Raw genomic sequence first — 24,434 nt, forward strand, 5'->3', positions numbered from 1 at the left:
AAAATTAAACTACATATTTTATCGCAGAAGTGTTTAATTAGAGTTTAATTAGTAGTTTTTTGTTAAATATTTTCATTTTGATTTTAGTTAAAATTTCGTTATAATTATAGCTTATAAAAATTTTATAGGATATAGGATTTGAAAATTCCACACATTCCCGTTTTACTCAATGAAGTAAATCAAGCATTTAAAAAACTAGACTCGGGGTATTTTTTAGATTGTACTGTGGGTTTTGGTGGTCATAGCGAATCCTTACTTAAAAATCATCCAAACCTTAAACTTATAGCATGCGATCAAGATAAAGAAGCGCTTGAATTTTCAAAAAAGCGTCTTCATGATTTTCAAGATAGAACAGAATTTGTTCTGAGTAATTTTAGTCAAATTTTAGACCAAATTTCACACGATAAACTGAACGATCTCAAAGGCATTTTAGCTGATATTGGAGTATCTTCTTATCAACTTGATGATAATAAACGCGGATTTAATCTTCATTCTGATTTTTTAGATATGAGAATGAATCAAGATGCTAAAAATTCAGCTTTTGATATTGTTAATAATTACACCCAAGAACAATTGAGTGATATTTTTAAAAAATATGGAGAATTAAATGATGGATACTTTATCGCTCAAAAAATTTGTCAAGAAAGACAAAAAAATAAAATAAAAAGCGCTAAAGAACTTTATGAAATCATAGGAAAAACAAAACAAAATCATAGAAAAATTTCTAAAGCAACTCTAGTTTTTCAAGCTATCAGAATAGAAGTCAATCAGGAGCTTGAAGTTTTAAAAACTTTTTTAGAAAAATTAGAAAAAATTAAATTAAAAAATTGTATCCTAGCTATTATTTGTTTTCATTCTTTAGAAGATAGGATAGTAAAAAACTATTTTAAAAAATGGGCTAAAAATTGCATCTGTGATGAAAGAGCCTTTAAATGTGAATGTGGAAATAATCATGCTTTAGGACAAATTATAAGTAAAAAAGCCATAGTTCCAAGCAAAGAGGAAATTATGATTAACTCTCGTTCAAGCTGTGCAAAAATGCGGATATTTCATTTTAAAAATATGGATAAATAATGCTAGATGATGATTTCTTAAAAGAAAAACAAAATATACGCCAAAAAATGCTTAAATTTTCTCGTGCCGTCAATCAAGGTAAACCTTTGGATGATGATTTAAAAGAAGAAATCTCTAGTGATGATATTTTAAGACGCCGCTTTAAAAAACGTTCAAATCGTTTCTTAGATGAAGTAGAAGAAGAGTATGAGTTAGAATATACAAAAAAATCAAATATATATTTAAAAGAAGACTTGATAAATGTTAAATTAGAAGAAAAACAATCTTTGGCTAAAAAAATTTTTTCCAAAATAAAAGAAAAAAATAAAAACCAAGAACCAAAAAATAAAAAAACAAAAAAACTTTTTTCTTTTCTGAAGAAAAAAGAAATTCAAGCTATACAAAATAAAACTACTCACAATAACACTCAAGAAAAATATTTGCACACAGACAAGCAAACAGAAATTAAAAAATTACAAAATGATAAGATCCAACCCGCACAAACTGACTTAAAACCTGATATAAGACAAAGCCTAGAAAATTTACAAAAAAAAATACAAACACAAGAAATAAAAGCAGAGATTGAAAAACCCGAAATTCAGCCCATTAAAACAGAATACGATGAAGATGCGCAAAAAGTTAAAAATGTATTACTAGAAGGATTTAGCAATGCTACTAAAGAAGATAAAAATCTCAATTTTAATCATTTGCTTTTTGCTGTATTATTTGTCAGTTTTACTCTTGTTTTATTTGCACCACAAATTTATATAAGAAATCAAATTTACTATCTTAGTCGAGAAATTGCTACTTTAAGAGTAGAAGAAAGTGTACTTGATGAAGAAAATAAAGATTTAAAAAGACGCTTGGAAATCATGCGCTTTCAAAATCAAATTTTAGATTATTTAGAATGAATGATTTTTTCTAAAACATATTGTTCTAAATTTGCTTTTGGAATTTCTTCCTTTAAGGCTTCTTTATAAAAATTGCCGGCCATAATAGAATATTTTTCATACGCAAAATAAGGAAAATGCAAAGCCCACGCTTTTTGTATTAATTTTTTTGAAATCATTTTGCGAGCATAAACCTTAAAAATATCGTAAGAAATAAAAACACATGCGGTAACAGCTACGGCACTGATTATACTGATATGAAAATCAAGACGAGTAAAAAGATAATGCGTAATGAGTAATAATGGTAATAAAATCAAAGCGCAGAAAATTCCAAAATATATATAAGAATTTAAAATTTTAAAATTAAAATTAAGTTTGGAAGGATCCACAAGCATTCCATCATTAAATAAAGCATTAGCTTCAAGTAAATCGCGCAAGAGAACAGGCTGATCGGATATCTTAAAAAGAAAATTACAACTAAAATCTTTAAATTTTTTCATATTTTTTACACTTTTAAATTTTTAGTTTAAAATACTATCTAAAGAAAATTAAATTTGGGTTAAAACAAAAGCTTTTAGCTTTTGTTTATCAACTCTTCTGTAATTCTAGCAATCTCAAGCTCTTCATCTGTAGGAATGATAAAAATCTTTACTTTAGAATTAGCGGTGCTAATCATTCTTTCACAGCTTGATTTTTCATTATTTAATCCTATATCAAGTTCGACACCAAGATGAGATAATCTTTCGCAAACTTTTTGGCGAACCGAAGCGGCATTTTCACCTATACCACCTGTAAATATAATAGCATCCGTTCTAGGTAAAACCGTAAAATAAGCCCCTATATATTTTAAAAGGCGGTAACAAAACATATCAAAAGCCAAACGCGCTCTATCATCGCCTTGCTCTATTTTCGCTCCTATATCTCTAAAATCATTAGAACCGCAAATTCCATAAAGTCCGCTTTTTTTATTAAGCAAAGTGTCGATTTCCTCTATTGTTAAGCCCTTAAGATTACTGATAAATGGTAAAATTGCTGGATCTAAATCACCACAGCGAGTTCCCATAACAAGACCTTCAAGAGGAGTAAAACCCATAGAAGTATCTATACTTTTACCTCCTTCAATAGCACAAACACTTGCACCATTTCCAAGATGTGCTGAAATTGCATTTAAATCTTCTTTGTCTTTTCCAAGCAATTTAGCAGCTCTAGCACTTACAAAAGCATGAGAAGTACCATGAAAACCATATCTTCTTATATTGTGCTTATCATAAAAATCATAAGGTAAAGCATACATATAAGCAAAATCAGGCATAGTACGATGAAATGCTGTATCAAAAATCACTGTATTTTTAACATTAGGCGCAGCCTTCATCATCGTTTTAATGCCCGCTAAATGCGCAGGATTATGCAAAGGCGCAAAAATACTAACTCTATCAATTTCTTTTAATACATAATCATCAACCAAACAATGCTCGCTTAAATTTCTTCCCCCATGCACTATACGATGACCACAGCCATCTAGCGCATTTAAATCTTCTAAAATTCCAGATTCTTTAAAAAGCTCATTGACAATTTGTAAACCATGTTCGTGATTTTTTATAGGAAGTTCTCTTTCAAATTTTTCATCATTTAAAGCATTTTTTAGTATAACTTTTGATTTTTCTTCTCCAATTTTTTCCACCAAACCACTAGCTTTAACCACCTTATCATCAAAAAATTTAAATTTAATAGACGAGGAGCCTGAATTTAAAACTAAAATCTTCATTTATTTTCCTTTCTTACTGTGCTTGTATGGCACTTAAAATAACTGTATCCACTATATCATCAACCAAGCATCCGCGACTTAAATCATTTACAGGTTTTTTAAGTCCTTGCAAAATAGGACCGATTGCTAAAGCATTTGCTGTTCTTTGTACAGCCTTATAGCAAATGTTTGCGGCATCAAGATCAGGAAAAACATATACATTTACATTGCCCGCTATCTTAGAATTTGGCATTTTTTTAGCAGCGGTTTTAGGGTCATAAGCACAATCAAATTGCATAGGACCATCGATATTTAATTCTGGATATTTTTCCTTGGCAATTTTCAAAGCTTCTTTAACAAGATCTACGCTCTCGCCTTTGCCGCTGTCTCCGCTAGAATAAGAAAGTAAAGCTATCCTTGGCTCAATACCAAAAGACTTCGCAGTCATGGCACTCACATAAGCACTGGTTGCAAGTTGTTCAGCATTTGGATTTGGATTTACAGCGCAGTCTGCAAAAGCTAAGACTTTATCATCAAGCCCCATAAAGAAAATTCCCGAAACAGAATCAACACCCTCTTGAGTTTTAATAATCTGAAGTGCAGGACGAATAGTTTCAGCTGTAGTTGTAGATGCTCCACTTACCATAGCATCAGCTTTTCCACTATGTATTAACAAGGTTCCAAAATAAGTCCTATCTTTAACTAATTCTTTAGCCTCTTCAAGGCTCATTCCCTTAGATTTTCTTGCTTCATATAACAAAGTAGCAAATTCTTCATTGTATTCTGAATTAAGCGGATTGAGTATTTTTACTGCGGTTAAATCAAGCCCTAATTCATCAGCTTTTTGTTTGATATCTTGCTCATCACCCAACAAAATAAGATCAACCACACTGCTTTTTAACAAAATTTCAACTGCTTTTAAAATTCTTTCATCATTACTTTCTGGCAAAACAACAGTTTTTTTATTTTTAACACTTTTTTTAATGAGTTCATATTTAAAACGATGTGGAGTCATAAAATCATAAGCTTGCAACTTATGCACTTCTTCAAAATTAAAATTTTCATTAATCAAGGCGTAATCTTTGCCATCTAAAGCTTCATCAAAATACTTTTGAGCTATTAACTTATCTTCATCATTGATAATAGCCGCTATAGGAGTGTTAAGATTTTTCGCCAATTTTATACTTAGATCAAAACCATCAAGTATTCCAAATTCACAAAAACTATTAACAAGAACAAAATCATATTTACGATTTAATTCTTCATATTCTTCTAAGATGGTATTGAAAAAACTATGCGGATCTTTGCTAAATTCTTCCATAGCTTCTCTAAAAGTAAAACTATAAGCATTTTTTAATGTTTGCTTGATATCAAATTCCTCAAGCCATCCTTGCAAAACAGGAATACGATGTACATAAATCACAGGACAATAAATAGCTATATTTTTATATATCTTGCTATAGTTTTTCAATAATTTCGTGGTGATTAATGTATTTAACTCATCACTCCTAGATCTCATCAAATAAAGATTTGCCATTATTTTCTCCTTGGTTTTAAAAAGTGGAACACTCTTTGCTTTATACTTACTTGAAAAACTATTTTAACAAATAAAAATGAAATTTCATCATTTAAAGGACGAAAATGAAAAAAGTTTTATTCTATGTGTTACCTTTTGCATTTTTTGGATGTTCTGCAACAGTAGATCCACAAATTTCTATGAAGCCGCCTGCTTATGTAGAAGAGCTTGCACCCAAACAAAGCAACAATGTAGAAACTGCACCCGGATCACTTTTTGGAAAAGGAGATAATCCTTTATTCTCTGATAAAAAGGCGATGAATGTAAATGATTTAGTTACTGTGGTTATCCAAGAAAGTACCACTCAAAGCACTCAAGCCAATAAGGCCACAAGTAGAACCAATACTTCCAATTTAGGAGGGGGAGCTTTAACAGGTGGAAGTGGCTTGCTTGGAACTGCAATTGATAAAGTAAATGCTTATTCTAATATAGGCTTTCAAACCAATAGTACTAACAACTACCAAGGAACAGGTGCTCAAAGTCGTAATGAAAGTTTTAATACTACAATTTCAACACGCGTGATTAAAATTTTATCTAATGGCAATTATTTTATCGAAGGTTCAAGAGAGCTTTTGATTAATGGAGAAAAACAAATCATACAACTTAGCGGTGTGATTCGTCCTTATGATATCGGTCAAGATAATACTATAGATAGTAGATATATAGCAGATGCAAAAATTCTTTACAAAACCGAAGGTGAAGTGGATAGAAGTACTAGAAAACCTTGGGGAAGCAAAGTCATAGAAGCTATATGGCCTTTTTAAATAAACTTAAAATTTAAGTCCTTAAAATTAGGACTTAAATTTTATTGCGATTTTATTTTAAACATCCATACTTAAAATAAAATCTATTCTTTTATCTCTCTACTCTTAACCTCATCTTCTACTTCAGCTAAAAATCTATCCACAAGTTCATTTTCTTTGAGTTTTGCTACAACTTCTCCATGTCTTATAACAAGTCCTTGATTTTTTCCAAAAGCTATAGCTACATCAGCACCCTTAGCCTCGCCTAAAGCATTGACAACACAGCCCATAACACTGATATTTAGAGGCTCTTTGATATGTTTAGTTTTTTCTTCTACGATTTTAATAGCGCTAATTAAATCACTTTGAATTCTTCCACAAGTTGGACATGAGATGATATTTACTCCACTTTTTTGCACTCCGCTATCTTGCAAAATTGCTCTTGCGACTTTGATTTCTTCTTCGAGCTCACCGGTCATTGAAACTCTCATAGTATCACCTATACCTTTAAGAAGCAAATTGCCCAAAGCAATAGAACTTTTTATCGTGCTGTGAAATTTAGTCCCTGCTTCTGTTACTCCTAAATGAAAAGGATAATCACAAAGCGGTCTTAATCTTTCATAGGCTTCTATGGTCTTTTGAGTATCAGAGGTTTTCATCGAAATTTTTATATCAAAAAAATCCAAATCCTCTAAAAGCTTGATATTATACAATGCACTTTCTAGCATTGCGTCTACGCCATATCCATATTTATCGCTGAATTCTTTTTCTATGGAGCCATGATTGACGCCTATACGTATAGGAATACCTCGCTCCTTGCAAGCTTTTACTACTTCTTTAATATTTTCTTTTGAGCCTATATTGCCTGGATTTATACGAACTCCATCAATAAATTCAGCACAAAATACAGCTAAATTGTGATTAAAATGTATATCTACAATCAAAGGCAAAGGACTTTTTGCCTTAATCTCTTTTAAAGCTCTTGCATCCGCCATATCCAAACATGCCAAACGCACGATATTAGCTCCTGCAAAATAAAGCCGATTAAGTTGCTCTAAAGAACCTTCAATATCTCTTGTTTTAGTAAAGAGCATAGATTGCACCGAAATAGGCGCATCTCCACCTATTAAAACATCACCCACTTTAATTTGTCTTGTCTTAAATCTTTTATATTCCATTTTCAGCTTCTTTTTGTAAATAATTTTTAAAATTTTAGCTATTTTTTGCTTTAATTCCTCATAAAAAATCAATAGGATCTATATCTACGCTAACATTTTTAAAATTTAAAGCATATTCTTGTATTTTAATTAAAGCTTTATAAAAATCGCTACGAAGTAATATATAAAAACGATATTGCCCTTTTAACATTTCTATACTACAAGCTCCATATCCTATAATTTCAACTTTTAAAATGTGACTGATTTGATCAACTAATTTTTTACACAAATTTTGAGCCTGCTTTTGCTCTTTATCTTCGATCACAATTCTCAAAAGACGCTTAAAAGGAGGATAAAGATCTTTTCTGTTTTCTAATTCATCTTGCAAAAAGCTATCATAATCCTCTATATATCGTTCAAAAAAATTCCTATTTTTTGTTTGTAAAAGCACCCTTCCTTCGCCTTTGCGCCCTGCTCTTCCTGCTACTTGCATAGCCAAAGCTAAAGTTTCTTCACTTGCTTTAAAATTAGGGCGAAACAAATACTCATCAAGTCCTAAAATAACGCTTAAATCTACACTATGATAATCATGTCCTTTAGCAAGCATAGAAGTTCCTATAAGTATATCAATATTATTTTCGTTAAAATCTTTCAAAATGGCATTAAGTTTTCGAATGCTTGTAATCTCATCGCTGTCAAATTTAGCTATCCTTGCCAAAGGTAAAGCTTCTTGCAAAAGTTCTTGTAATTCTGCTGTACCCATCTTCCTAGCCTCTAGCATTGCACCTTGACAACTAGGACAATTTTGCTCTATCAAAGAAGTATAATTACAATAATGACACTTTAAAACATTTCTTTTTTTATGTAAACTCATAGCAATAGAACAAAAAGGACATTTTATGGTTTGCCCACAATCTTTGCAAACAATTTGCCTAAAATTAGCCTTTGTGGGTAAAAAAATGATAGCTTGCTTTTGATTTTCCAAACTTTTTTTCAACTCACCTAAAAGCATAGGGGTTATACCCAGTTCGCTTTCGTCGTATAAAAAATGTTTCTTACTTTCAAAAAAAGTACCCTTAAGCCTGAAACTCTTTTGCTTGTAAAAACTCGTTAAAGAAGGGGTAGCAGAGCCTAAAAGCACTTTGATATCAAATTTTGAACTCAAAAAAAGCGCTAAATCCCTAGCATTAATATAGGGTTGATTAGACGCTTTGTAAGAATTATCATGTTCTTCATCCACTATGACAAGTCCTAAATTTACAAAAGGTAAAAATAAAGCCGATCTTGCTCCTGCGACCAAAAGTGTTTCACCCTTGCAAAAACGCTCTAAATTTTCTTGCTTTTTTTTCTTTGAAATTTTAGAATGCCATAGAAAAAATTTATCTTTAAAATATACCTCTAAACGCTTTTGCATCTGTGGAGTAAGAGAAATTTCTGGCATTAAAAGCAAAACTTGTTTTCCTTGTTCTAAATATTGCTTTATTAAACAAATATAAATTTCAGTTTTCCCACTACCTGTATCTGCAAAAAGCAAAGAAGTGGGATTAGTTTTTACAAATTCTAAAGCTTCTTTTTGCTTTTGGCTTAATTTGGGTTCATTTTCTATTTTAACCGGATCACAAGTATAGGTTTGATGAGTAGAAAAAAGTCCTAATACAAAGCCTAGTTTCGAAGTATAATAATACGAAATAAATTTCGCCAATTCAAATTGCACACAGCTTAACGAAAAAGGTGTAATTTCTTTAATCTCTTTTGTTTGAAATTCAGGCTTTTGGCATTCTTTTAATACTAAAGCTCTAAGATTTTTTTTATTTTTTAAATCAATAATAACCTCCCTTAAAGCCGGAATTTCTTCCTCGCTATGAAAGATTAAATTTTGCAAATAAAGTCCAAAAACTGCTAATTCATAATATCTCATAATAATTCTTTACAATATTTTTCACTAAGACATTCTAAAATAGCAAAATCAGCATTATAAAAAAAATCAACCCATTCTTTTGCATTTAAAAAAAATCTATATCGATTAGGTGCTGTTTTCATCCAAGCATTTAAATTAGAGTAAATAGGTGCATGGAGTAAAGAATAAGTGCAATTTTGACTAGCTTGACAATAAAATAACTTTTCTTTTTGAGTATTGATTTTTGCTTCATCAAGATTAGGAGAAAAAGCACTGATTTGTTTGAGTTCAACTTGAGTACGCATAAGAGCTAAAGCTGAATTTAGCATTTCATAGTCTATTTTCAATTTTAATAATTTCGCATTATTTTTATTTTGATTGGCAAAAGAGAAGCTTAAACTTGCCAATATCCCTAAAATCAATATCACAAAAATAAGCTCTAAAAGAGTAAAAGCCTTTTTCATTTTACAGGGAGTTCTTCATTGATCGCTTTTATAAGTTTTTTAAGTTCTCTTTCTAAGATGTAATTCTCATAGCTTTTTTTTACAAAAGCATCGACGAAACGCTTTAATTCTATTTTTTTAGTGCCACCAGAAATAAGAGCGATATCATCTTCCAAAAAATTCGCAAATTCTCCACTGCATTTAACAATGAAATCCTTTGCAGAAACATTGATAATAACTTGTTTTAAATTATCACTTGCCAAGTACAGCCTCTATTTTTTTGAAAATATCTTCACTTTCTATATTGCGAGACTTAAGCTCTTCTTCTAAACGCATGATTTGATTGCTCTTTGCTTCATTTTGCGCTTTTACGCTTACAAGTTCGTTTCTTAAATTTTCATTTGCTTCGCACACTTCATTGTATTTTTCAATCAACTCATTGACTTTATCTGACATTGTGTTAATAATTTTTTCATCGAACATAGGTTTGCCTTCTGTTATAGAAATTTAAAATAAAAATATTTTTTTGTAATTGTAGCAGAAAAAAATTTAAATTTAGGTTTTTTATAGTCAATTAATTTTTAATTAAAGCATTTTCTTTTAAAATTTTTCTAAAAAACTTTCAAAAAGTAGGAAAATGTTAGAACTTACAAGTGATTTTAAACCAAGTCCTGATCAAAAACAAGCAATACAAGGTATTGTCAAAAGCATAAAAAAAGGTAATAAATATCAAACCCTGCTTGGCGTAACAGGAAGCGGAAAAACTTTTACTATGGCAAATGTCATAAAAGAACTCAATATGCCAACTCTTATCATGAGCCACAATAAAAGCCTTTGTGCACAACTTTACAGCGAATTTAAAGGATTTTTTTCTAACAATCATGTAGAATATTTTATTTCTTATTATGATTATTATCAGCCTGAAGCTTATATACCACGTACCGATGTTTTTATAGAAAAAGACAGCTCTACAAATGAAGATCTAGAGCGCTTAAGACTTAGTGCAACCGCTTCGCTTTTAAGTTACGAAGATGTGGTTTGCATCGCTAGTGTTTCAGCTAATTATGGGTTGGGAAATCCAAATGAATATATTGGAATGGTATTGATTTTTGAACTGGGCATGCAAATTTCACAAAAAGAACTTTTGAAAAAACTTGTAGATATGGGCTATAAAAGAAATGATAATTTCTTTGATCGTGCAGATTTTCGCGTACAAGGTGATATTATAGATATTTATCCTGCTTATTATGAAGATGAAGTAGTAAGGCTTGAATTTTTCGGTGATGAGCTAGATGCAATGTATCATTATAATGTTTTAGAAAACAAAAAAGGTAAAGATTTAAAACGCTTTATACTTTATCCTACAAGCCAATTTAGCGTAGGAGAAACTAGACTAAAGCAAGCTATTAAAGATATAAAGATAGAACTTAATGAGCGTTTGGCGCAATTTGAACATGAAAACAAGCTTGTAGAATACCAACGCCTTAAACAACGCGTTGAATTTGATCTTGAAATGCTTACAAGTACAGGAATGTGCAAAGGGGTTGAAAACTATGCTAGACATTTAACAGGATTAAAAGAAGGAGATACACCTTATACACTTTTTGATTATTTTGCTATAAAAAATAGAAAATTTCTTGTTATTGTGGATGAAAGTCATGTTTCTTTGCCACAATTTCGCGGTATGTTTGCAGGAGATAGAAGCAGGAAACAAACTTTAGTAGATTATGGTTTTCGTCTTCCATCAGCTCTTGATAATCGCCCTTTAATGTTTGATGAATTTATCCATAAAGATTGTCAGTTTCTTTTTGTTTCAGCTACCCCTGCCCCACTTGAGCTTGAACTTAGTAAAGAAAATATCTTTCATCAAATCATGCGTCCAACAGGATTGCTTGATCCTTTGATAGAACTTAAAGATAGCGATAATCAAGTTGAAATTTTATTTGATGAAGCCAAAAAAGTTATACAAAGAAATGAACGCGTTTTGGTTACTGTGCTGACTAAAAAACTAGCTGAAGAACTTACAAGATATTATTTAGAACTTGGCATTAAAGTAAAATACATGCATTCAGATATTGATGCAATAGAGCGCAATGAAATCATAAGAGGCTTAAGAAGTGGTGCTTTTGATATGTTAATAGGCATAAATTTGCTTAGAGAAGGACTTGATTTACCTGAGGTTTCGCTTATTGCCATTATGGATGCGGATAAGGAAGGTTTTTTAAGAAGCACTACAAGTTTAATTCAAACCATGGGAAGAGCCGCTAGAAATGTCAATGGTAAGGTTTTACTCTTTTGTAAAAAGATTACAAAATCCATGCAAGAAGCTATGGATACCACAAATGAGCGTCGCAAACTTCAAGAAGCTTATAATCAAAAACATAATATTACTCCAACTTCAGTCAAACGACATATTGAAGAAAGTTTAAAAAATGAAGAGAATTTGGGAGAAATTTATCGCAAAGGTAAAAAATTTGAAAAAATGCCTGCTAATGAAAGAGCTAAAATCATAAAAGAACTTCGCAAACAAATGCTTGAAGCTGCTAAAGCGCTCGAATTTGAAAAAGCAGCGGCTTTAAGAGATGAGATCAATAAATTAAAAGATTTATGATATTTTTATTTTGCAGGAAAAATCCTGCAAAATATTAAAGATATCCCGCTATTAAAGCTAAGAAATATCCCGCAACACAAGAACTAATCACACCTATAAGACCTGGTAAAATAAAACTATGATTGATAACAAATTTGCCTATATGAGTTGTACCTGATCTATCAAATTGTATAGTAGCTAAGTCGCTTGGATAAGTTGGTAAAATATAATACCCATAGCAAGCTGCTGCAAAAGCCACGATAACACCTGGCTCAACACCTATTCCTAAAGCTAAAGGAACAAAAGCCGCAATAGCTGCTGCTTGAGAGTTTACAAATTTTGAAATAAGTAAAAGCATGATTGCATAAGTCCAAGGATAATCTACAACCACATCTCCAAGAGCTTTTTTCATCATAGGAGTATGAACAGCAAACATAGTATCAGCCATCCAAGAAATTCCAAAAACTGCAACAAGAGCTATCATACCGGATTTAAAAATCTCATTTGAACCGATTTTTTTCGCATCTGTTTTAGTAAAGATAATAATCAAAGAGCCCGCTAAAAGCATGAACATTTGAATCACTGAGACCATAGATAAAACATCCATTTTAGGATTGCCTAAAGCATCTACTTGAGGGATACCATTTTTTACAACTTGTCCCCAATTTGGGCGTAAAGAATCAAATATACCCAATAAAGCCACCAATGCAATAGCTCCTAAGAAAATCCACATTGCAATCCAATTGCTTTTTGGAAGCTGAACACCTAAAAGTGTTTTAGAATCGCCATAAACATATTTTTTAAATTCAGGATCTTTAAGTTTTTCTTGAAAAACTTCATCTTTATCCAAATCCTTTCCCCTAAACCAAGAAAAAATTCCCACACATAAAACACCAAAAAGCGTACTAGGTATAGTAATTTGAAGAAGATTGATGTAGCCATCAAAACCTGCTAATTTATGCTCTGCATTTAAAAGCAAAGCTGTTAAACTCACAACTGCAACAGAAACAGGACTTGCAATAATACCCATTTGCGAAGATATAGAAGCTGCTGCCATAGGGCGTTCTGGACGAATTCCATTTTTAATCGCTATGTCATAAATAATAGGCATGATAGTATAAACCACATGTCCTGTCCCACAAAGTATGGTTAAAAAGCAAGTTACAAAAGGAGCTAAAATGGTTAAGAATTTAGGATTGCGTCTTAAAATTCTTTCAGCTATTTGAAGCATCACATCAAGACCACCGCTTGCTTGTAAAGTCGCACTTGCAACGACCACAGCTAAGATAGTAAGCATTACATCTATAGCAGGCTTTCCAGGCTTTATATGAAAAGCAAAAACAAGCATTAAAATACCTATACCTCCAAGTAAGCCAAGGGCTATACCACCTTTTTTCGCACCGTAAAAAAGACAAATTAAAACAATGATGATTTGTATTAAAAACTGAATACTCTCATCTAGACTGGTTAAAAAGTCCATTTTAACTCCTTTTATGGAATAAATTTAAAAATTGTTGTGATTATAACACAATTTTAAATAAAAAAACATATAATTAAAATAATATACTAATGAATATTAAAATATACATTAAAATATCATTAATACAAATTCAGTGTATTTTTATATTTTTGATTTCAAGATTAAAAAAGTGATAAATTGAGTATTATCCTTCAAGTTCGTATAATTTTTTTCTATCTGTTGAACTTGGTATATTTAAGTGTTTACGATATTTAGTAATAGTGCGTCGTCCTATATCGACTTTAAATTCTTTTTTGATCAATTCTAGAATTTTACTATCGCTTAAAGGCTTTAAACGATTTTCATTTTTAACTAAATTTGCGACAAAGTCCTTAACACCGACATTTGAAGTCTCGCCCTCTTCATCAAGCGCAAAAGCAAAAAAATCACGCAAAGGGATAAGTCCCCTATCGCAACTTAGATATTTATTTGCCACTGCCCTTGAAATGGTTGAAGCATTACGCTCTAAATCAAGAGCTAGATCTTTAAAAGTCATAGGTTTAATATCTTTACCCATGAAAAAATCATATTGATATTCTACTATCATAAGTCCTATTTTATAAAGCGTTGCTTTTCTCATCGTTAAAGCATCGACTAAATTTTTTGCTTCTTTTATGTAGTGATTTAAATATTCATGATTTAAACCATCAGTTTCAATAGAAATTTCAGGATAATAATCATCATTAATTTTTACCTTGATTTCATTATTTTCCCTATAAACAAAGATATCAGGTATAATAACGCGAGAATCTTCAAAATACTCCAAAAAAGGCGGTATACTAAAACGCTTAAAAATCGCTAATGCCTCTTTATACAAGGACTCTTTAGTATAATTTTGTATATTTTCAAAATCTTGAATAAGCATTTTACAAAAATCATAAAGCTCTGCATCAAGTTCTATATTTTCTAATGCAAATAAAAACGCTTCTTTATAATCTTTTGCCCCCACTCCCACAGGATCAAGAAATTTAAATCTTGCTCTTATGCGCTCTATTTCATTTATATCATAATCTTTTAAAATTTCTTCATCGTATTCAAAATATCCCTCATGATTTAAGCATTCTATGATTTTACCTGCAAGTTCTTGGGATTTATTTGTAGGAAAAAGAGGAGGTATAATCTGTTCGCTTAAAAGTTCATATACACTTTTTGTGGCAAAACCTTTATTGTCCACAAATGCTGAATTTACATTGCGTTTATAAAAAGAATCAAAATAATTCTTATTATGCTCGTGGGTTTGAATGGGTTCTTGAACACTTAAAAAAGGATTTTCCTCGGCAAATTTATCTAAATTTTCTTTTAAATCTTCTATATTTGCTTGTAATATAGGCAACCATGAACGCAGAGTTTGAGAAATCTTGGTTTTAGGAGCTTGGGTAATCTTTTGCCTTAACATCAATCAAGGAGTTTAAACTCCGCTCCTAAATAGTATTTTTTAACATCTTTATTATTTGCTATTTCTTCAGCATTTCCGCTTGCGAGCAAAGAGCCTGATCTTATCACATAAGCTCTATCACAAATTGCCAAAGTTTCACGAACATTATGATCGGTAATTAAAATTCCAATATCAAGCTTTTTAAGCTCATTGATAAGACTTTGAATTTCAGCTACCGCGATAGGATCCACTCCAGCAAAAGGCTCATCAAGAAGCAAAAATTTAGGCTCACACATCAAAGATCTTGCGATTTCACACCGCCTTCTTTCCCCGCCACTTAAGCTCAAACCTTTTCTTAAACGAATAGGTTCTATACTTAAAAGTTCGAGCATTTGCTCCACTTTTTCATGTAAAATTTTCTTATCTTTGTAAAAAATTTGAGCAGCTAAAAGCAAATTATCTTCAACGCTTAAATCCTTAAAAATGCTGCTTTCTTGAGGTAAGTAACCTATGCCCAGCCTTGCTCGTTTATTTAAAGGCTCTTTAGTAATATCCAAACCATCTAAAAGCACTTTTCCGCTACTTGGAGCTATAAGTCCACATATCATATAAAATGTAGTTGTTTTTCCCGCTCCATTAGGTCCTAAAAGTCCAACAACTTCACCACTATTTAGTTCTAAGGATATACCTTGGATAATCTTTGTTTTTTTAATAATTTTTTCTAAATTTACAATTTCTAATTTACTCATGAATTACATACTTTCTTTTATTATCTTCTACACTGATTTTTATTTCCAAGGTAGGAATTCCAAGTTTTAGCAAAGCTTTTTTTAAATTCTCATCCCCCCATTCAACCAAATGCAAGCCCTCTTCAAAAAAATTCTCAAACAAACCATTTTTTAAAAGTCCTTCCAAACCCTCTTGATATATATCATAATGATAAACACATATATCTTGATTTTCATATTTTTGCATGATAGAAAAGGTGGGAGAATCTACTTTCTCATCTAAATTTAAAAAGCTCACCCAAGCTTGCACTAGGCTTGTTTTACCACTGGCTAATTCTCCTTGCAATAAAACAACACCTTGCTTTGGTAAAGTTTGGAGCATTGTTTTTAATTCATCTTTGGCTAAAACAAATTCTTTCATAATTTCACCACATACTCGCTTTGTGCATTTTTTGGAATATTTTTAGTAGTAGGTAAAGCCAAAACCTTATATTCTTGCGTATAATCAGTAAAATGCAAAGTGATAATATCTCCTACTTTAACCTCTTTGCTCGCTTTCACTATCACTCCATTAATCCCCACTACACCACTTCTACACATATCCTCAGAAATAGCTCTTCTTTTAGTAATATTAACCGCATTTAAAAATTTATCTACTCTCATAGTACAGAATTTTACCAAAAAAATTAAATTTTTAAAACCCATTTTATCCAAACTAGCCTTTCTTCATCAATTTAAAAACTTTTCTTTAATGAATTTTGGATACAATTTAACAATTAAATCAATATTAACAAAGGATACTCTATGAAAAATGAAGTAAAAAAAGTCGTTTTGGCATATTCTGGCGGACTTGATACAAGTATTATTTTAAAATGGCTTCAAGATGAATACAAATGCGAAGTAGTAACTTTTACAGCAGATATTGGACAAGGTGAAGAGCTTGAACCTGCTAGAAAAAAAGCTCTTTCATTGGGGATTAAAGAAGAAAATGTTTTCATTAAAGATTTAAGAGAAGAATTTGTTAAAGATTATGTATTTCCTATGTTTAGAGCCAATACCATTTATGAAGGTGAATACTTACTTGGAACTAGCATAGCAAGACCTTTGATTGCAAAAACTCAAGCGCAAATTGCTCTACAAACAGGTGCTGATGCGGTAAGTCATGGAGCTACAGGTAAAGGAAATGATCAAGTGCGTTTTGAATTAGGCTATCTAGCTTTTAATCCTGATTTAAAAATCATCGCTCCTTGGCGCGAATGGGATTTAAACAGCCGTGAAAAACTCTTAGCTTATGCACAAAAACATGGCATTGATATTTCTAAGAAAAAAGGAAAATCCCCTTATTCTATGGATGCAAATTTACTTCATATTTCTTACGAGGGACTTGTTTTAGAAGATCCTGCGCACGCGCCTGAAGAGGATATGTGGAGATGGAGCAAAAGCCCAAAAGAAGCGCCAAATGAAAGTGAAATTATAGAACTTGATTTTCAAAAGGGAGATTTAGTTGCGATCAATGGAGAGCATTTAAGTCCTGCTGGGCTTTTAAGCAAACTTAACGAGCTTGGTGCAAAACATGGCATAGGACGCCTTGATATAGTAGAAAATCGCTATGTGGGAATGAAAAGTCGTGGCTGCTATGAAACACCAGGAGGAACTATACTCTTAAAAGCACACCGTGCTATTGAAAGTATTACACTAGATAGAGAAGCTGCGCATTTAAAAGATGAGCTTATGCCAAAATATGCAAGTTTGATTTATAATGGCTATTGGTTCTCACCTGAAAGAATGATGCTTCAAGCCCTAATCGATGAATCTCAAAAACATGCCAATGGTAGAGTAAAACTTGAACTTTATAAAGGCAATGTAATGGTTATAGGCCGAGAAAGTGCTAATGATAGCTTATTTAATGCAGCTTATTGCACCTTTGAAGAAGATGAAGTATACAATCAAAAAGACGCAGCAGGTTTTATCAAACTGAATGCTTTACGTTTTATTATCGCGGGAAAAAACGGAAGAAAATTTTAAACAAGGATTAAAAAATGAAAGTATTATTAATCAAAGATGTTAAAGCTCTTGGAAAAGCAGGTGAAATCAAAGAAGTAAAAGATGGTTATGGTCAAAATTTTCTCATTGCTAAAGGCTTTGCTAAGGCAGCAACAAATGAGGTTTTAAGAAAATACGAAAGCGACAAGAAAAAAGAAGCGGAGAATTTACGCTTTGAGCTTGCAAACTTAGAAAAACTAAAAGAAGAGCTTAGTAAAGTTACGCTTGAAATTTCAAAGCCTGTAGGAGCTAATGGAAGTTTATTTGGTGGGGTAACTAAAGATGAAATTGCCCATGCTTTAAAAGAGCAAACCCATATAGAAATCGATAAAAAAAGCTTGGAGTGCGATACCCTAAAAAGCCTTGGCACTCATGAAGTCAGCGTTAAATTAGGTCATGCTATCCATGCAAAATTTAATATAAACATAAAGGCTGAATAATGTTTCATGCAACAACTATTTTAGCTTACAAAGGCAAAAACAAATCCGTAATCGGCGGAGATGGTCAAGTAAGCTTTGGTAATACTGTTTTAAAAGGTAATGCAGTAAAAATAAGAAAACTCAATAATGGCAAAGTTTTAGCAGGTTTTGCAGGATCAACAGCCGATGCTTTTAATCTTTTTGATATGTTTGAAAATCTACTTCAAAGTTCTAAGGGTGATCTTTTAAAAGCAGCGATTGATTTTTCTAAAGAATGGCGAAAGGATAAATATCTAAGAAAACTCGAAGCTATGATGCTAGTACTTGATAGAAATCATATTTTCTTACTTTCGGGCACAGGCGATGTAGTCGAGCCTGAAGATGGACAAATCGCTGCCATAGGAAGCGGTGGAAATTACGCGCTTTCAGCAGCTAGAGCTTTAGCAAAACATGCAAATTTAGATGAAGAAGAACTGGTTAAATCAAGCCTTCAAATCGCAGGTGAAATTTGCATTTATACCAATACCAATATAAAAACTTATGTAATTGAGGATGAAAAATGAATTTAACTCCTAAAGAAATCGTTAAATTTTTAGATGATTATGTCATAGGACAAAAAAAAGCTAAAAAAATTATAGCAATAGCTCTAAGAAACCGCTATCGTAGAATGCAACTCAGCCCTGAACTCCAAGATGATATAGTGCCAAAAAATATCCTTATGATAGGATCAACAGGTGTGGGCAAAACTGAAATTGCAAGGCGTTTGGCTAAGATGATGGGCTTTCCTTTTATCAAAATCGAAGCAAGTAAATACACAGAAGTAGGCTTTGTAGGTCGCGATGTAGAAAGTATGGTAAGAGATCTTGCAAATGCAGCTTTAAATTTGGTAAAAAATGAACAAAGAGAAAAAAATAAAGATAAAATCGATGAATTTATAGAAAATAAAATTTTAGAAAAACTTCTTCCCCCTTTGCCTAAAGGTATCAGTGATGAAAAACAAGAAGAGTATAAAAATAGCCTTGAAAAAATGAGAACAAAACTTAGAAATGGGGATTTAGATGAAAGTGTGATAGAGATAGAAATTTCACAAAGCATGTTTGATACAAATCCTAATTTACCACCTGAAATGGGAGCAATGCAAGATATAGTTAAAGTTATAGGCGTTGGCAGTAAAAAAGTCAAAAAAGAAATGAAAATTAAAGATGCCAAAAATGCTCTTAAAAATGAAGCTGGAGAGAAAATTTTAGATCAAGAAAGTATCAAAAGTGAAGCTTTAAAAAGAGCAGAAAATGAAGGAATTATTTTTATAGATGAGATTGATAAAATTGCAGTTTCAAGCGGAAATTCAAATCGTCAAGATCCAAGCAAAGAGGGTGTGCAAAGAGATTTACTTCCTATAGTTGAAGGCTCAAGTGTGCAAACAAAAATCGGCACTTTAAAAACTGATCATATCCTTTTTATAGCAGCAGGAGCTTTCCATCTTAGCAAACCAAGCGATTTAATCCCTGAACTTCAAGGTCGCTTCCCTTTAAGGGTGGAGCTAGATAGTCTTGATGATAAAGCACTTTATGAAATTTTAACACGCCCTAAAAATTCACTTTTAAAACAATACGAACAACTTTTAAAAACTGAAAATTTAGAACTTGAATTTGATGATGAAGCGATCAAAGAGATTGCAAAAATTGCTTCTAAGGCTAATGAAGAAATGCAAGATATAGGCGCTAGACGCTTGCATACGGTTATAGAAAAATTGCTCGAAGATCTAAGTTTTGAAGCAGATGAATATGCGGGTAAAAAATTCGTAGTTGATAAAAAAATGGTAGAAGAAAAACTCGGAGATATTATAGAAAATAAAGATCTTGCAAGGTATATTTTGTGAAAAGCGGCTTTGTTAGCATCATAGGGCGTACCAACGCGGGGAAAAGTACTCTTATTAATTCCTTGCTAGAAGAAAAAATCGCCCTAGTTTCGCACAAACAAAACGCCACAAGGCGTAAAATCAAAGCTATAGTCATGAACGGTGAAGATCAGATCATCTTTATAGATACACCTGGTCTTCATGAAAGCAAAGCAACACTTAATCAATTTCTTATCCAAAGCGCTATAAAATCTATGGGTGATTGCGATGTTATCTTGTTTGTTGCTAGTATTTTTGACAGTGTAAAAGATTATGAAAATTTCCTAAGCTTAAACCCCAAAGTTCCTCATATCATCGTTCTTAACAAAGTGGATCTAGCTGATAATGGCGCACTTTTAAAAAAACTCAACGAATATGCAAAATTCAGTGAGCATTTTAAGGCTATTTTGCCTTATTCTTGCAAGAAAAAGAGTTATCAAAAACCATTGCTAAATGAGCTATGTAAGCTCTTACCTGAACATGAACATTTTTATGATAGTGAATTTTTAACTCCTAGTTCTCAAAAGGATATTTTTAGAGAATTTATACTTGAAAGTATTTATGAAAATTTAAGCGAAGAATTACCTTATTCTTGTGAAATTATGATAAAAAATACCAAAGAAACACCCAATCTTTTTATCATCGATGCACGAATCATCACCGATACAAATTCCCATAAAGCTATGCTTATAGGAAAAGATGGAGCAACACTTAAAAGAATAGGCAAAGATGCGAGATTTAAAATCTCAAAACTCATTCAAAATAAAGTGCTTTTAAAGCTTTTTGTCGTTGTAAAGAAAAATTGGCAAAAAGATGAAGTTTTTCTTAAAAAAATTCTAAATTATGAAGAATAAAGCTCATTTTATAGGTTTTGAAAATCTTATCTATAAACAAAAAAATGGTAATTTCGAAGAAGATAGCCTTTTTAAAGAGCTAACAAAAGAATGTGATCTTCAAAATCCTTTTGAATATCAATTGGCTTTTTTAAAGCAAGATCAAATCTATCATTGCTTTTTAACTTGGGCTACAAAACTACCCAAAACCAAATTTTGCTTCCCCGAACCTCTCATCTTTCAAAGCTTATTTTTAGAAAATAAAATCAAAGAAGAGAATTTTTGCATCTTAGAAATAAGCTCAAAAAAGGTATTTTTGTGTTTTTATGAGCAAGGTAAATTTAAAACCTTTAAAACACTCAATTTTTGTGACAATGTAGAAGAATTTATAAATAAAAGCCGTATTTTAGAGCTTTTACAACATTATGAAAGCAAAATACTGCTAAGCGGAAAAGCTCATGAAATTATCGATCTTATAAGCACAAAGGCAAAACTTCCTTTGAAAATAATTCAAGAAGATAAAATCACACTTTCAAATCACAGTATTCATCATCTTGATAAAAATGCCAATTTCATCAAGTATTATCAAAAACATCTTACTTGGTATTTCAAATTTATTTTTTTATTTGTTCTAAGTTTTATAATCAGCATTGGAATTTTATCATTGATTGATTTTACACAATACCAAAGTGCTAAAAAAACACATATACAAAATGAAATTTCACAAAATAAAATCTATGAAATTCAAGAAAATCAAAATCAAAAACTTAAGGCCGATATAGAAAAACTTCAATTAGAAATTCAAACTCAAGATCTTTTACTAGAAAAATACTCTGAACAATTGTCTAAAATTACGCAAAATTTTAAAGCTGATAAAGATACAATTTTGATTTTAACAAAGATTATTACATGGTTAAATGATCATTCTTTAAAAATTGCTAATCTCATGATAGATAAAACCCTTATCACCATAAAATTTAGCAACGAAGAGAATTTTAATAAAGCTCTTCAATTTACAAGTCCTCAATTTAACCTCATCTCGCAGGATAAATTCTTATATGAAATCACCTTAAGAGCATTACAATGAATCAAATTGAACAATTTTTAGAAAATCTAAGTCCTAGAGAAAAAATTTTAATATATCTTACAACCATACTTCTAGCAGTATTGTTATCCTTTCATTTTTACCATTCTTACTTAAAAAGTTTATTTAATCATGAATTTTTTATCCAAAGCGATGAAGTAAATAAAATAATCATAACAAATCAAGATTTAAACCAACAAATAAAACAGCTTGAAGAAAAACTTAATTCTATCCAAGATAAAATAAAAAGCTATGAAAATCATCTTAGCACTTTCAATAAAGACTACGAAACATATATTAAAAATTTACAAAATCTAGCCCTTAAAAACAATCTTTGGATCTCTAATATATCAAGATTACAAGAAGAAAATTCTTATCATAGAATTTCAGTCGATATTTTGGGTGATTTTAATCCTATACTTTCTTTTATACAAGATGTTGAAAATTCAAATTTACACTATGAAATTCAAAAATTTGAAATTGACAATACATCAAATTTAAACCTCCATTTAAAACTAACGCTTTCTTTTATTGCCCTAGTAAAAAATAAAAACTAAAACAAATACTATAGCTTTTTATCTATAAAAGCTATAATTTTATTTTGATAGAAAAATTTATAAAATAACGCAAATTTAAAAGGAAAAAAATGAATATTTACAAAACAAGAGTTGAAAAAATCAGACAATTTATGATAAAAGAAAAACTTGACGCTTATTTGATACTAAGTGCCGATCCACATTTAAATGAGTATTTGCCTAGTTTTTATCAAAGTAGAGCATTTGTGAGCGGTTTTAAAGGCTCTGCTGGAAGCTTGATCATCACTCTTCAAGATGCTTTTTTGTGGACAGATGGAAGATACTGGATTCAGGCAAAAAAGGAATTAGAAGGTAGTGACATACTTTTACAAAAACAAGATGCAAATAATACCTTTTTAAAATGGCTAAAAGAAAATTTAAACAAGGAACAAAATTTAGGTATAGATTTTTCAGTTTTATCCTTAGCTTTGCAAAAAGAAATACAAAAAAACTGCAAAGCCGAACTAAAAAATATCGATTTAATTAGCCCTATTTGGGAAAATCGTCCTGCACTACCCAAAAATAAAGTTTATGAACACGAATTAAAATATTGCTCCTATTCTAGAAAAGAAAAACTAACATTAGTGCGTGAAAAAATGGCTAAACTACAAGCACAAAACCATCTTATTTCCAGTCTTGATGACATAGCTTGGATTACTAATTTAAGAGGAAGCGATGTAAACTACAATCCTGTATTTTTAAGTCATTTGCTAATCTTGGAAGAAAAGGCTTTGCTTTTTATAGATAGGGAAAAAATTGATTTTGAGCTTGAAAAAAAATTAAATCTCGATGGAATTTGGCTTAAAGACTATAATGAAATTCAAAATGAACTTAAAAAACTCCAAAATACAAATTTACTCATTGAGCCTTCAAAAACAACTGCTTTACTCATTGAAATTTTAGATAAAAGCGTTGAAATTTTAGAAGAAATCAACCCTAGCACCCATTTAAAAGCCATCAAAACAGATAAAGAAATCGCTCACATACAAAATGCCATGATAGAAGATGGGGTGGCTTTATGTAAATTCTTTGCTTGGCTTGAAGAAAATATCGAAAATAATACACAAATCAGCGAACTTGACATCGATACTAAAATCACCGAATTTAGATCTCAAAGTCCTTATTATATTAGCAATAGTTTTGCCACTATAGCAGGATTTAACGCTAATGCAGCTTTGCCGCATTATAAAGCTGAAAAAGAAAGCTTTTCTTATATTCAAAAAAATGGATTATTGCTTATAGATTCGGGTGGGCAATACAAAAATGGCACCACGGATATTACTAGAGTTGTAGCTATAGGTGAATTAAACAAAGAACAAATTCATGATTATACCCTAGTTTTAAAAGCACACATAGCCATATCAAGCACTGTCTTTCCAAAAGATATTGCCATGCCTTTACTTGATGCTATCACAAGGGCTCCTTTATGGCAAGAACAACTTGATTATGCACACGGCACCGGTCATGGAGTGGGTTATTTTTTAAATGTCCATGAAGGTCCGCAAACTCTTTCTTATTTTAGCCCTGTGCTTGAAAAAACAAAGGCTAAAGAAGGTATGCTAACTTCTATAGAACCTGGAATTTATAGGACGGGAAAATGGGGCATTAGGCTTGAAAATTTAGTTGTTAATACAAAAATAAAAAATCCCAAAAACAAAGATTTTGGTGAATTTTTATATTTTAAACCCTTAACACTTTGTCCTTTTGAAATAAGTTGTATTGACAAAACCTTATTGAGTACCAAAGAAAAAGCGTGGATTAATGCTTATCATAAGGAAGTTTACGAAAAACTCTCCCCTAAGCTTCATGACAATCCAAAGGCTTTAAAATGGCTAAAAGAAAGAACTGAGGCGATTTAACTAAAAATT

At 31.3% G+C, this 24,434-nt stretch carries 25 protein-coding genes; 12 read left to right on the forward strand and 13 right to left on the reverse strand.

What is annotated here, in order from left to right; genetic code table 11:
* Positions 1-138 precede the first annotated feature (138 nt).
* Together rsmH and AAID94_05795 are read left to right on the forward strand one after the other, a co-directional pair.
* Positions 139-1,074, forward strand: a complete 936-nt coding sequence (gene rsmH, locus AAID94_05790) for a 16S rRNA (cytosine(1402)-N(4))-methyltransferase RsmH (protein XAK23353.1) — start codon at positions 139-141, stop codon at positions 1,072-1,074.
* Positions 1,074-1,964, forward strand: coding sequence for a hypothetical protein (locus AAID94_05795; protein ID XAK23354.1), 891 nt, complete (start codon positions 1,074-1,076; stop codon positions 1,962-1,964). Before rsmH ends, AAID94_05795 begins: the two co-directional genes overlap by 1 nt.
* Here AAID94_05795 and AAID94_05800 read toward each other — a convergent pair.
* The 3 genes from AAID94_05800 to pta all read right to left on the reverse strand — a co-directional run bounded on the left by AAID94_05800 (position 1,952) and on the right by pta (position 5,227).
* The gene (locus AAID94_05800; protein XAK23355.1) at positions 1,952-2,443 is read right to left on the reverse strand and encodes a hypothetical protein; all 492 of its coding nucleotides are present in this window, start codon (positions 2,441-2,443) and stop codon (positions 1,952-1,954) included. The genes AAID94_05795 and AAID94_05800 overlap by 13 nt on opposite strands.
* 74 nt (positions 2,444-2,517) lie before the next feature.
* On the reverse strand, positions 2,518-3,708 hold the full coding sequence (locus tag AAID94_05805; protein ID XAK23356.1) for an acetate kinase: 1,191 nt from the start codon (positions 3,706-3,708) through the stop codon (positions 2,518-2,520).
* A gap of 13 nt (positions 3,709-3,721) precedes the next feature.
* On the reverse strand, positions 3,722-5,227 hold the full coding sequence (pta, locus tag AAID94_05810; GenBank protein ID XAK24788.1) for a phosphate acetyltransferase: 1,506 nt from the start codon (positions 5,225-5,227) through the stop codon (positions 3,722-3,724).
* 101 nt (positions 5,228-5,328) lie between these two features.
* Here pta and flgH point away from each other — a divergent pair, with 101 nt between their 5' ends.
* Complete coding sequence (flgH, locus tag AAID94_05815) at positions 5,329-6,027, forward strand: flagellar basal body L-ring protein FlgH (protein ID XAK23357.1); 699 nt, start codon at positions 5,329-5,331, stop codon at positions 6,025-6,027.
* Between the two features lie 83 nt (positions 6,028-6,110).
* Here flgH and ispG read toward each other — a convergent pair whose 3' ends face one another.
* The 5 genes from ispG to AAID94_05840 are packed head-to-tail and all read right to left on the reverse strand — an operon-like array spanning position 6,111 to position 9,986.
* A complete protein-coding gene (ispG, locus tag AAID94_05820; GenBank protein XAK23358.1) occupies positions 6,111-7,184 on the reverse strand; it encodes a flavodoxin-dependent (E)-4-hydroxy-3-methylbut-2-enyl-diphosphate synthase in 1,074 nt (357 codons plus the stop codon).
* 58 nt (positions 7,185-7,242) lie between these two features.
* On the reverse strand, positions 7,243-9,081 hold the full coding sequence (locus tag AAID94_05825; protein ID XAK23359.1) for a primosomal protein N': 1,839 nt from the start codon (positions 9,079-9,081) through the stop codon (positions 7,243-7,245).
* A complete protein-coding gene (locus AAID94_05830; protein XAK23360.1) occupies positions 9,078-9,524 on the reverse strand; it encodes a type II secretion system protein in 447 nt (148 codons plus the stop codon). Before AAID94_05830 ends, AAID94_05825 begins: the two co-directional genes overlap by 4 nt.
* Positions 9,521-9,766 carry a hypothetical protein gene (locus AAID94_05835; protein XAK23361.1) on the reverse strand — a complete coding sequence of 82 codons (246 nt, stop codon included), beginning with the start codon at positions 9,764-9,766 and terminating at the stop codon, positions 9,521-9,523. Before AAID94_05835 ends, AAID94_05830 begins: the two co-directional genes overlap by 4 nt.
* Complete coding sequence (locus AAID94_05840) at positions 9,756-9,986, reverse strand: hypothetical protein (protein ID XAK23362.1); 231 nt, start codon at positions 9,984-9,986, stop codon at positions 9,756-9,758. The genes AAID94_05835 and AAID94_05840 overlap by 11 nt, the downstream gene beginning before the upstream one ends.
* Before the next feature lie 154 nt (positions 9,987-10,140).
* Here AAID94_05840 and uvrB point away from each other — a divergent pair, with 154 nt between their 5' ends.
* A complete protein-coding gene (gene uvrB / locus AAID94_05845) occupies positions 10,141-12,114 on the forward strand; it encodes an excinuclease ABC subunit UvrB (GenBank protein ID XAK23363.1) in 1,974 nt (657 codons plus the stop codon).
* Positions 12,115-12,148: 34 nt separating this feature from the next.
* Here the strand turns inward: uvrB and AAID94_05850 are convergent, their stop codons facing one another.
* From AAID94_05850 to AAID94_05870, 5 genes are all read right to left on the reverse strand, one after another.
* The gene (locus AAID94_05850) at positions 12,149-13,573 is read right to left on the reverse strand and encodes an anaerobic C4-dicarboxylate transporter (GenBank protein ID XAK23364.1); all 1,425 of its coding nucleotides are present in this window, start codon (positions 13,571-13,573) and stop codon (positions 12,149-12,151) included.
* A 184-nt stretch (positions 13,574-13,757) separates the two neighbouring features.
* Positions 13,758-15,008, reverse strand: coding sequence for an RNA polymerase factor sigma-54 (locus AAID94_05855; GenBank protein ID XAK23365.1), 1,251 nt, complete (start codon positions 15,006-15,008; stop codon positions 13,758-13,760).
* A complete protein-coding gene (gene lptB, locus AAID94_05860; protein XAK23366.1) occupies positions 15,008-15,736 on the reverse strand; it encodes an LPS export ABC transporter ATP-binding protein in 729 nt (242 codons plus the stop codon). The genes AAID94_05855 and lptB overlap by 1 nt, the downstream gene beginning before the upstream one ends.
* Positions 15,729-16,136: a tRNA (adenosine(37)-N6)-threonylcarbamoyltransferase complex ATPase subunit type 1 TsaE gene (gene tsaE / locus AAID94_05865; GenBank protein XAK23367.1), complete on the reverse strand. Its 408-nt coding sequence runs from the start codon at positions 16,134-16,136 to the stop codon at positions 15,729-15,731. Before tsaE ends, lptB begins: the two co-directional genes overlap by 8 nt.
* Entirely contained in the window at positions 16,133-16,378 is a 246-nt protein-coding gene (locus AAID94_05870) for an RNA-binding S4 domain-containing protein (GenBank protein ID XAK24789.1), read from the reverse strand. The genes tsaE and AAID94_05870 overlap by 4 nt, the downstream gene beginning before the upstream one ends.
* 141 nt (positions 16,379-16,519) lie before the next feature.
* Between AAID94_05870 and AAID94_05875 the strand changes: the two genes are divergently transcribed.
* The 8 genes from AAID94_05875 to AAID94_05910 all read left to right on the forward strand — a co-directional run bounded on the left by AAID94_05875 (position 16,520) and on the right by AAID94_05910 (position 24,425).
* Complete coding sequence (locus AAID94_05875) at positions 16,520-17,740, forward strand: argininosuccinate synthase (GenBank protein XAK23368.1); 1,221 nt, start codon at positions 16,520-16,522, stop codon at positions 17,738-17,740.
* A 14-nt stretch (positions 17,741-17,754) separates the two neighbouring features.
* Positions 17,755-18,198 carry a 50S ribosomal protein L9 gene (rplI, locus tag AAID94_05880; GenBank protein ID XAK23369.1) on the forward strand — a complete coding sequence of 148 codons (444 nt, stop codon included), beginning with the start codon at positions 17,755-17,757 and terminating at the stop codon, positions 18,196-18,198.
* Entirely contained in the window at positions 18,198-18,740 is a 543-nt protein-coding gene (hslV, locus tag AAID94_05885; protein XAK23370.1) for an ATP-dependent protease subunit HslV, read from the forward strand. The genes rplI and hslV overlap by 1 nt, the downstream gene beginning before the upstream one ends.
* Positions 18,737-20,056, forward strand: a complete 1,320-nt coding sequence (hslU, locus tag AAID94_05890) for an ATP-dependent protease ATPase subunit HslU (protein XAK23371.1) — start codon at positions 18,737-18,739, stop codon at positions 20,054-20,056. The genes hslV and hslU overlap by 4 nt, the downstream gene beginning before the upstream one ends.
* Positions 20,053-20,928 carry a GTPase Era gene (gene era, locus AAID94_05895; protein XAK23372.1) on the forward strand — a complete coding sequence of 292 codons (876 nt, stop codon included), beginning with the start codon at positions 20,053-20,055 and terminating at the stop codon, positions 20,926-20,928. Before hslU ends, era begins: the two co-directional genes overlap by 4 nt.
* Positions 20,918-21,994, forward strand: coding sequence for a hypothetical protein (locus AAID94_05900; protein ID XAK23373.1), 1,077 nt, complete (start codon positions 20,918-20,920; stop codon positions 21,992-21,994). Before era ends, AAID94_05900 begins: the two co-directional genes overlap by 11 nt.
* Positions 21,991-22,548, forward strand: coding sequence for a hypothetical protein (locus AAID94_05905; protein ID XAK23374.1), 558 nt, complete (start codon positions 21,991-21,993; stop codon positions 22,546-22,548). The genes AAID94_05900 and AAID94_05905 overlap by 4 nt, the downstream gene beginning before the upstream one ends.
* Before the next feature lie 89 nt (positions 22,549-22,637).
* On the forward strand, positions 22,638-24,425 hold the full coding sequence (locus AAID94_05910; GenBank protein ID XAK23375.1) for an aminopeptidase P family protein: 1,788 nt from the start codon (positions 22,638-22,640) through the stop codon (positions 24,423-24,425).
* The last annotated feature ends 9 nt before the right edge of the window (positions 24,426-24,434 follow it).

This window comes from Campylobacter coli, from assembly GCA_039516895.1.
Classification (GTDB): Bacteria; Campylobacterota; Campylobacteria; order Campylobacterales; family Campylobacteraceae; genus Campylobacter_D; species Campylobacter_D coli_B.

Coding starts and splice junctions, on each gene's coding strand:
- AAID94_05795 (XAK23354.1), top strand. CDS start 1,074: ATGCTAGATGATGATTTCTTAAAAGAAAAACAAAATATACGCCAAAAA.
- AAID94_05800 (XAK23355.1), bottom strand. CDS start 2,443: ATGAAAAAATTTAAAGATTTTAGTTGTAATTTTCTTTTTAAGATATCC.
- AAID94_05805 (XAK23356.1), bottom strand. CDS start 3,708: ATGAAGATTTTAGTTTTAAATTCAGGCTCCTCGTCTATTAAATTTAAA.
- flgH (XAK23357.1), top strand. CDS start 5,329: ATGAAAAAAGTTTTATTCTATGTGTTACCTTTTGCATTTTTTGGATGT.
- ispG (XAK23358.1), bottom strand. CDS start 7,184: ATGGAATATAAAAGATTTAAGACAAGACAAATTAAAGTGGGTGATGTT.
- AAID94_05825 (XAK23359.1), bottom strand. CDS start 9,081: ATGAGATATTATGAATTAGCAGTTTTTGGACTTTATTTGCAAAATTTA.
- AAID94_05830 (XAK23360.1), bottom strand. CDS start 9,524: ATGAAAAAGGCTTTTACTCTTTTAGAGCTTATTTTTGTGATATTGATT.
- AAID94_05840 (XAK23362.1), bottom strand. CDS start 9,986: ATGTTCGATGAAAAAATTATTAACACAATGTCAGATAAAGTCAATGAG.
- uvrB (XAK23363.1), top strand. CDS start 10,141: ATGTTAGAACTTACAAGTGATTTTAAACCAAGTCCTGATCAAAAACAA.
- AAID94_05850 (XAK23364.1), bottom strand. CDS start 13,573: ATGGACTTTTTAACCAGTCTAGATGAGAGTATTCAGTTTTTAATACAA.
- AAID94_05855 (XAK23365.1), bottom strand. CDS start 15,008: ATGTTAAGGCAAAAGATTACCCAAGCTCCTAAAACCAAGATTTCTCAA.
- lptB (XAK23366.1), bottom strand. CDS start 15,736: ATGAGTAAATTAGAAATTGTAAATTTAGAAAAAATTATTAAAAAAACA.
- tsaE (XAK23367.1), bottom strand. CDS start 16,136: ATGAAAGAATTTGTTTTAGCCAAAGATGAATTAAAAACAATGCTCCAA.
- AAID94_05870 (XAK24789.1), bottom strand. CDS start 16,378: ATGAGAGTAGATAAATTTTTAAATGCGGTTAATATTACTAAAAGAAGA.
- AAID94_05875 (XAK23368.1), top strand. CDS start 16,520: ATGAAAAATGAAGTAAAAAAAGTCGTTTTGGCATATTCTGGCGGACTT.
- rplI (XAK23369.1), top strand. CDS start 17,755: ATGAAAGTATTATTAATCAAAGATGTTAAAGCTCTTGGAAAAGCAGGT.
- hslV (XAK23370.1), top strand. CDS start 18,198: ATGTTTCATGCAACAACTATTTTAGCTTACAAAGGCAAAAACAAATCC.
- hslU (XAK23371.1), top strand. CDS start 18,737: ATGAATTTAACTCCTAAAGAAATCGTTAAATTTTTAGATGATTATGTC.
- AAID94_05900 (XAK23373.1), top strand. CDS start 20,918: ATGAAGAATAAAGCTCATTTTATAGGTTTTGAAAATCTTATCTATAAA.
- AAID94_05905 (XAK23374.1), top strand. CDS start 21,991: ATGAATCAAATTGAACAATTTTTAGAAAATCTAAGTCCTAGAGAAAAA.
- AAID94_05910 (XAK23375.1), top strand. CDS start 22,638: ATGAATATTTACAAAACAAGAGTTGAAAAAATCAGACAATTTATGATA.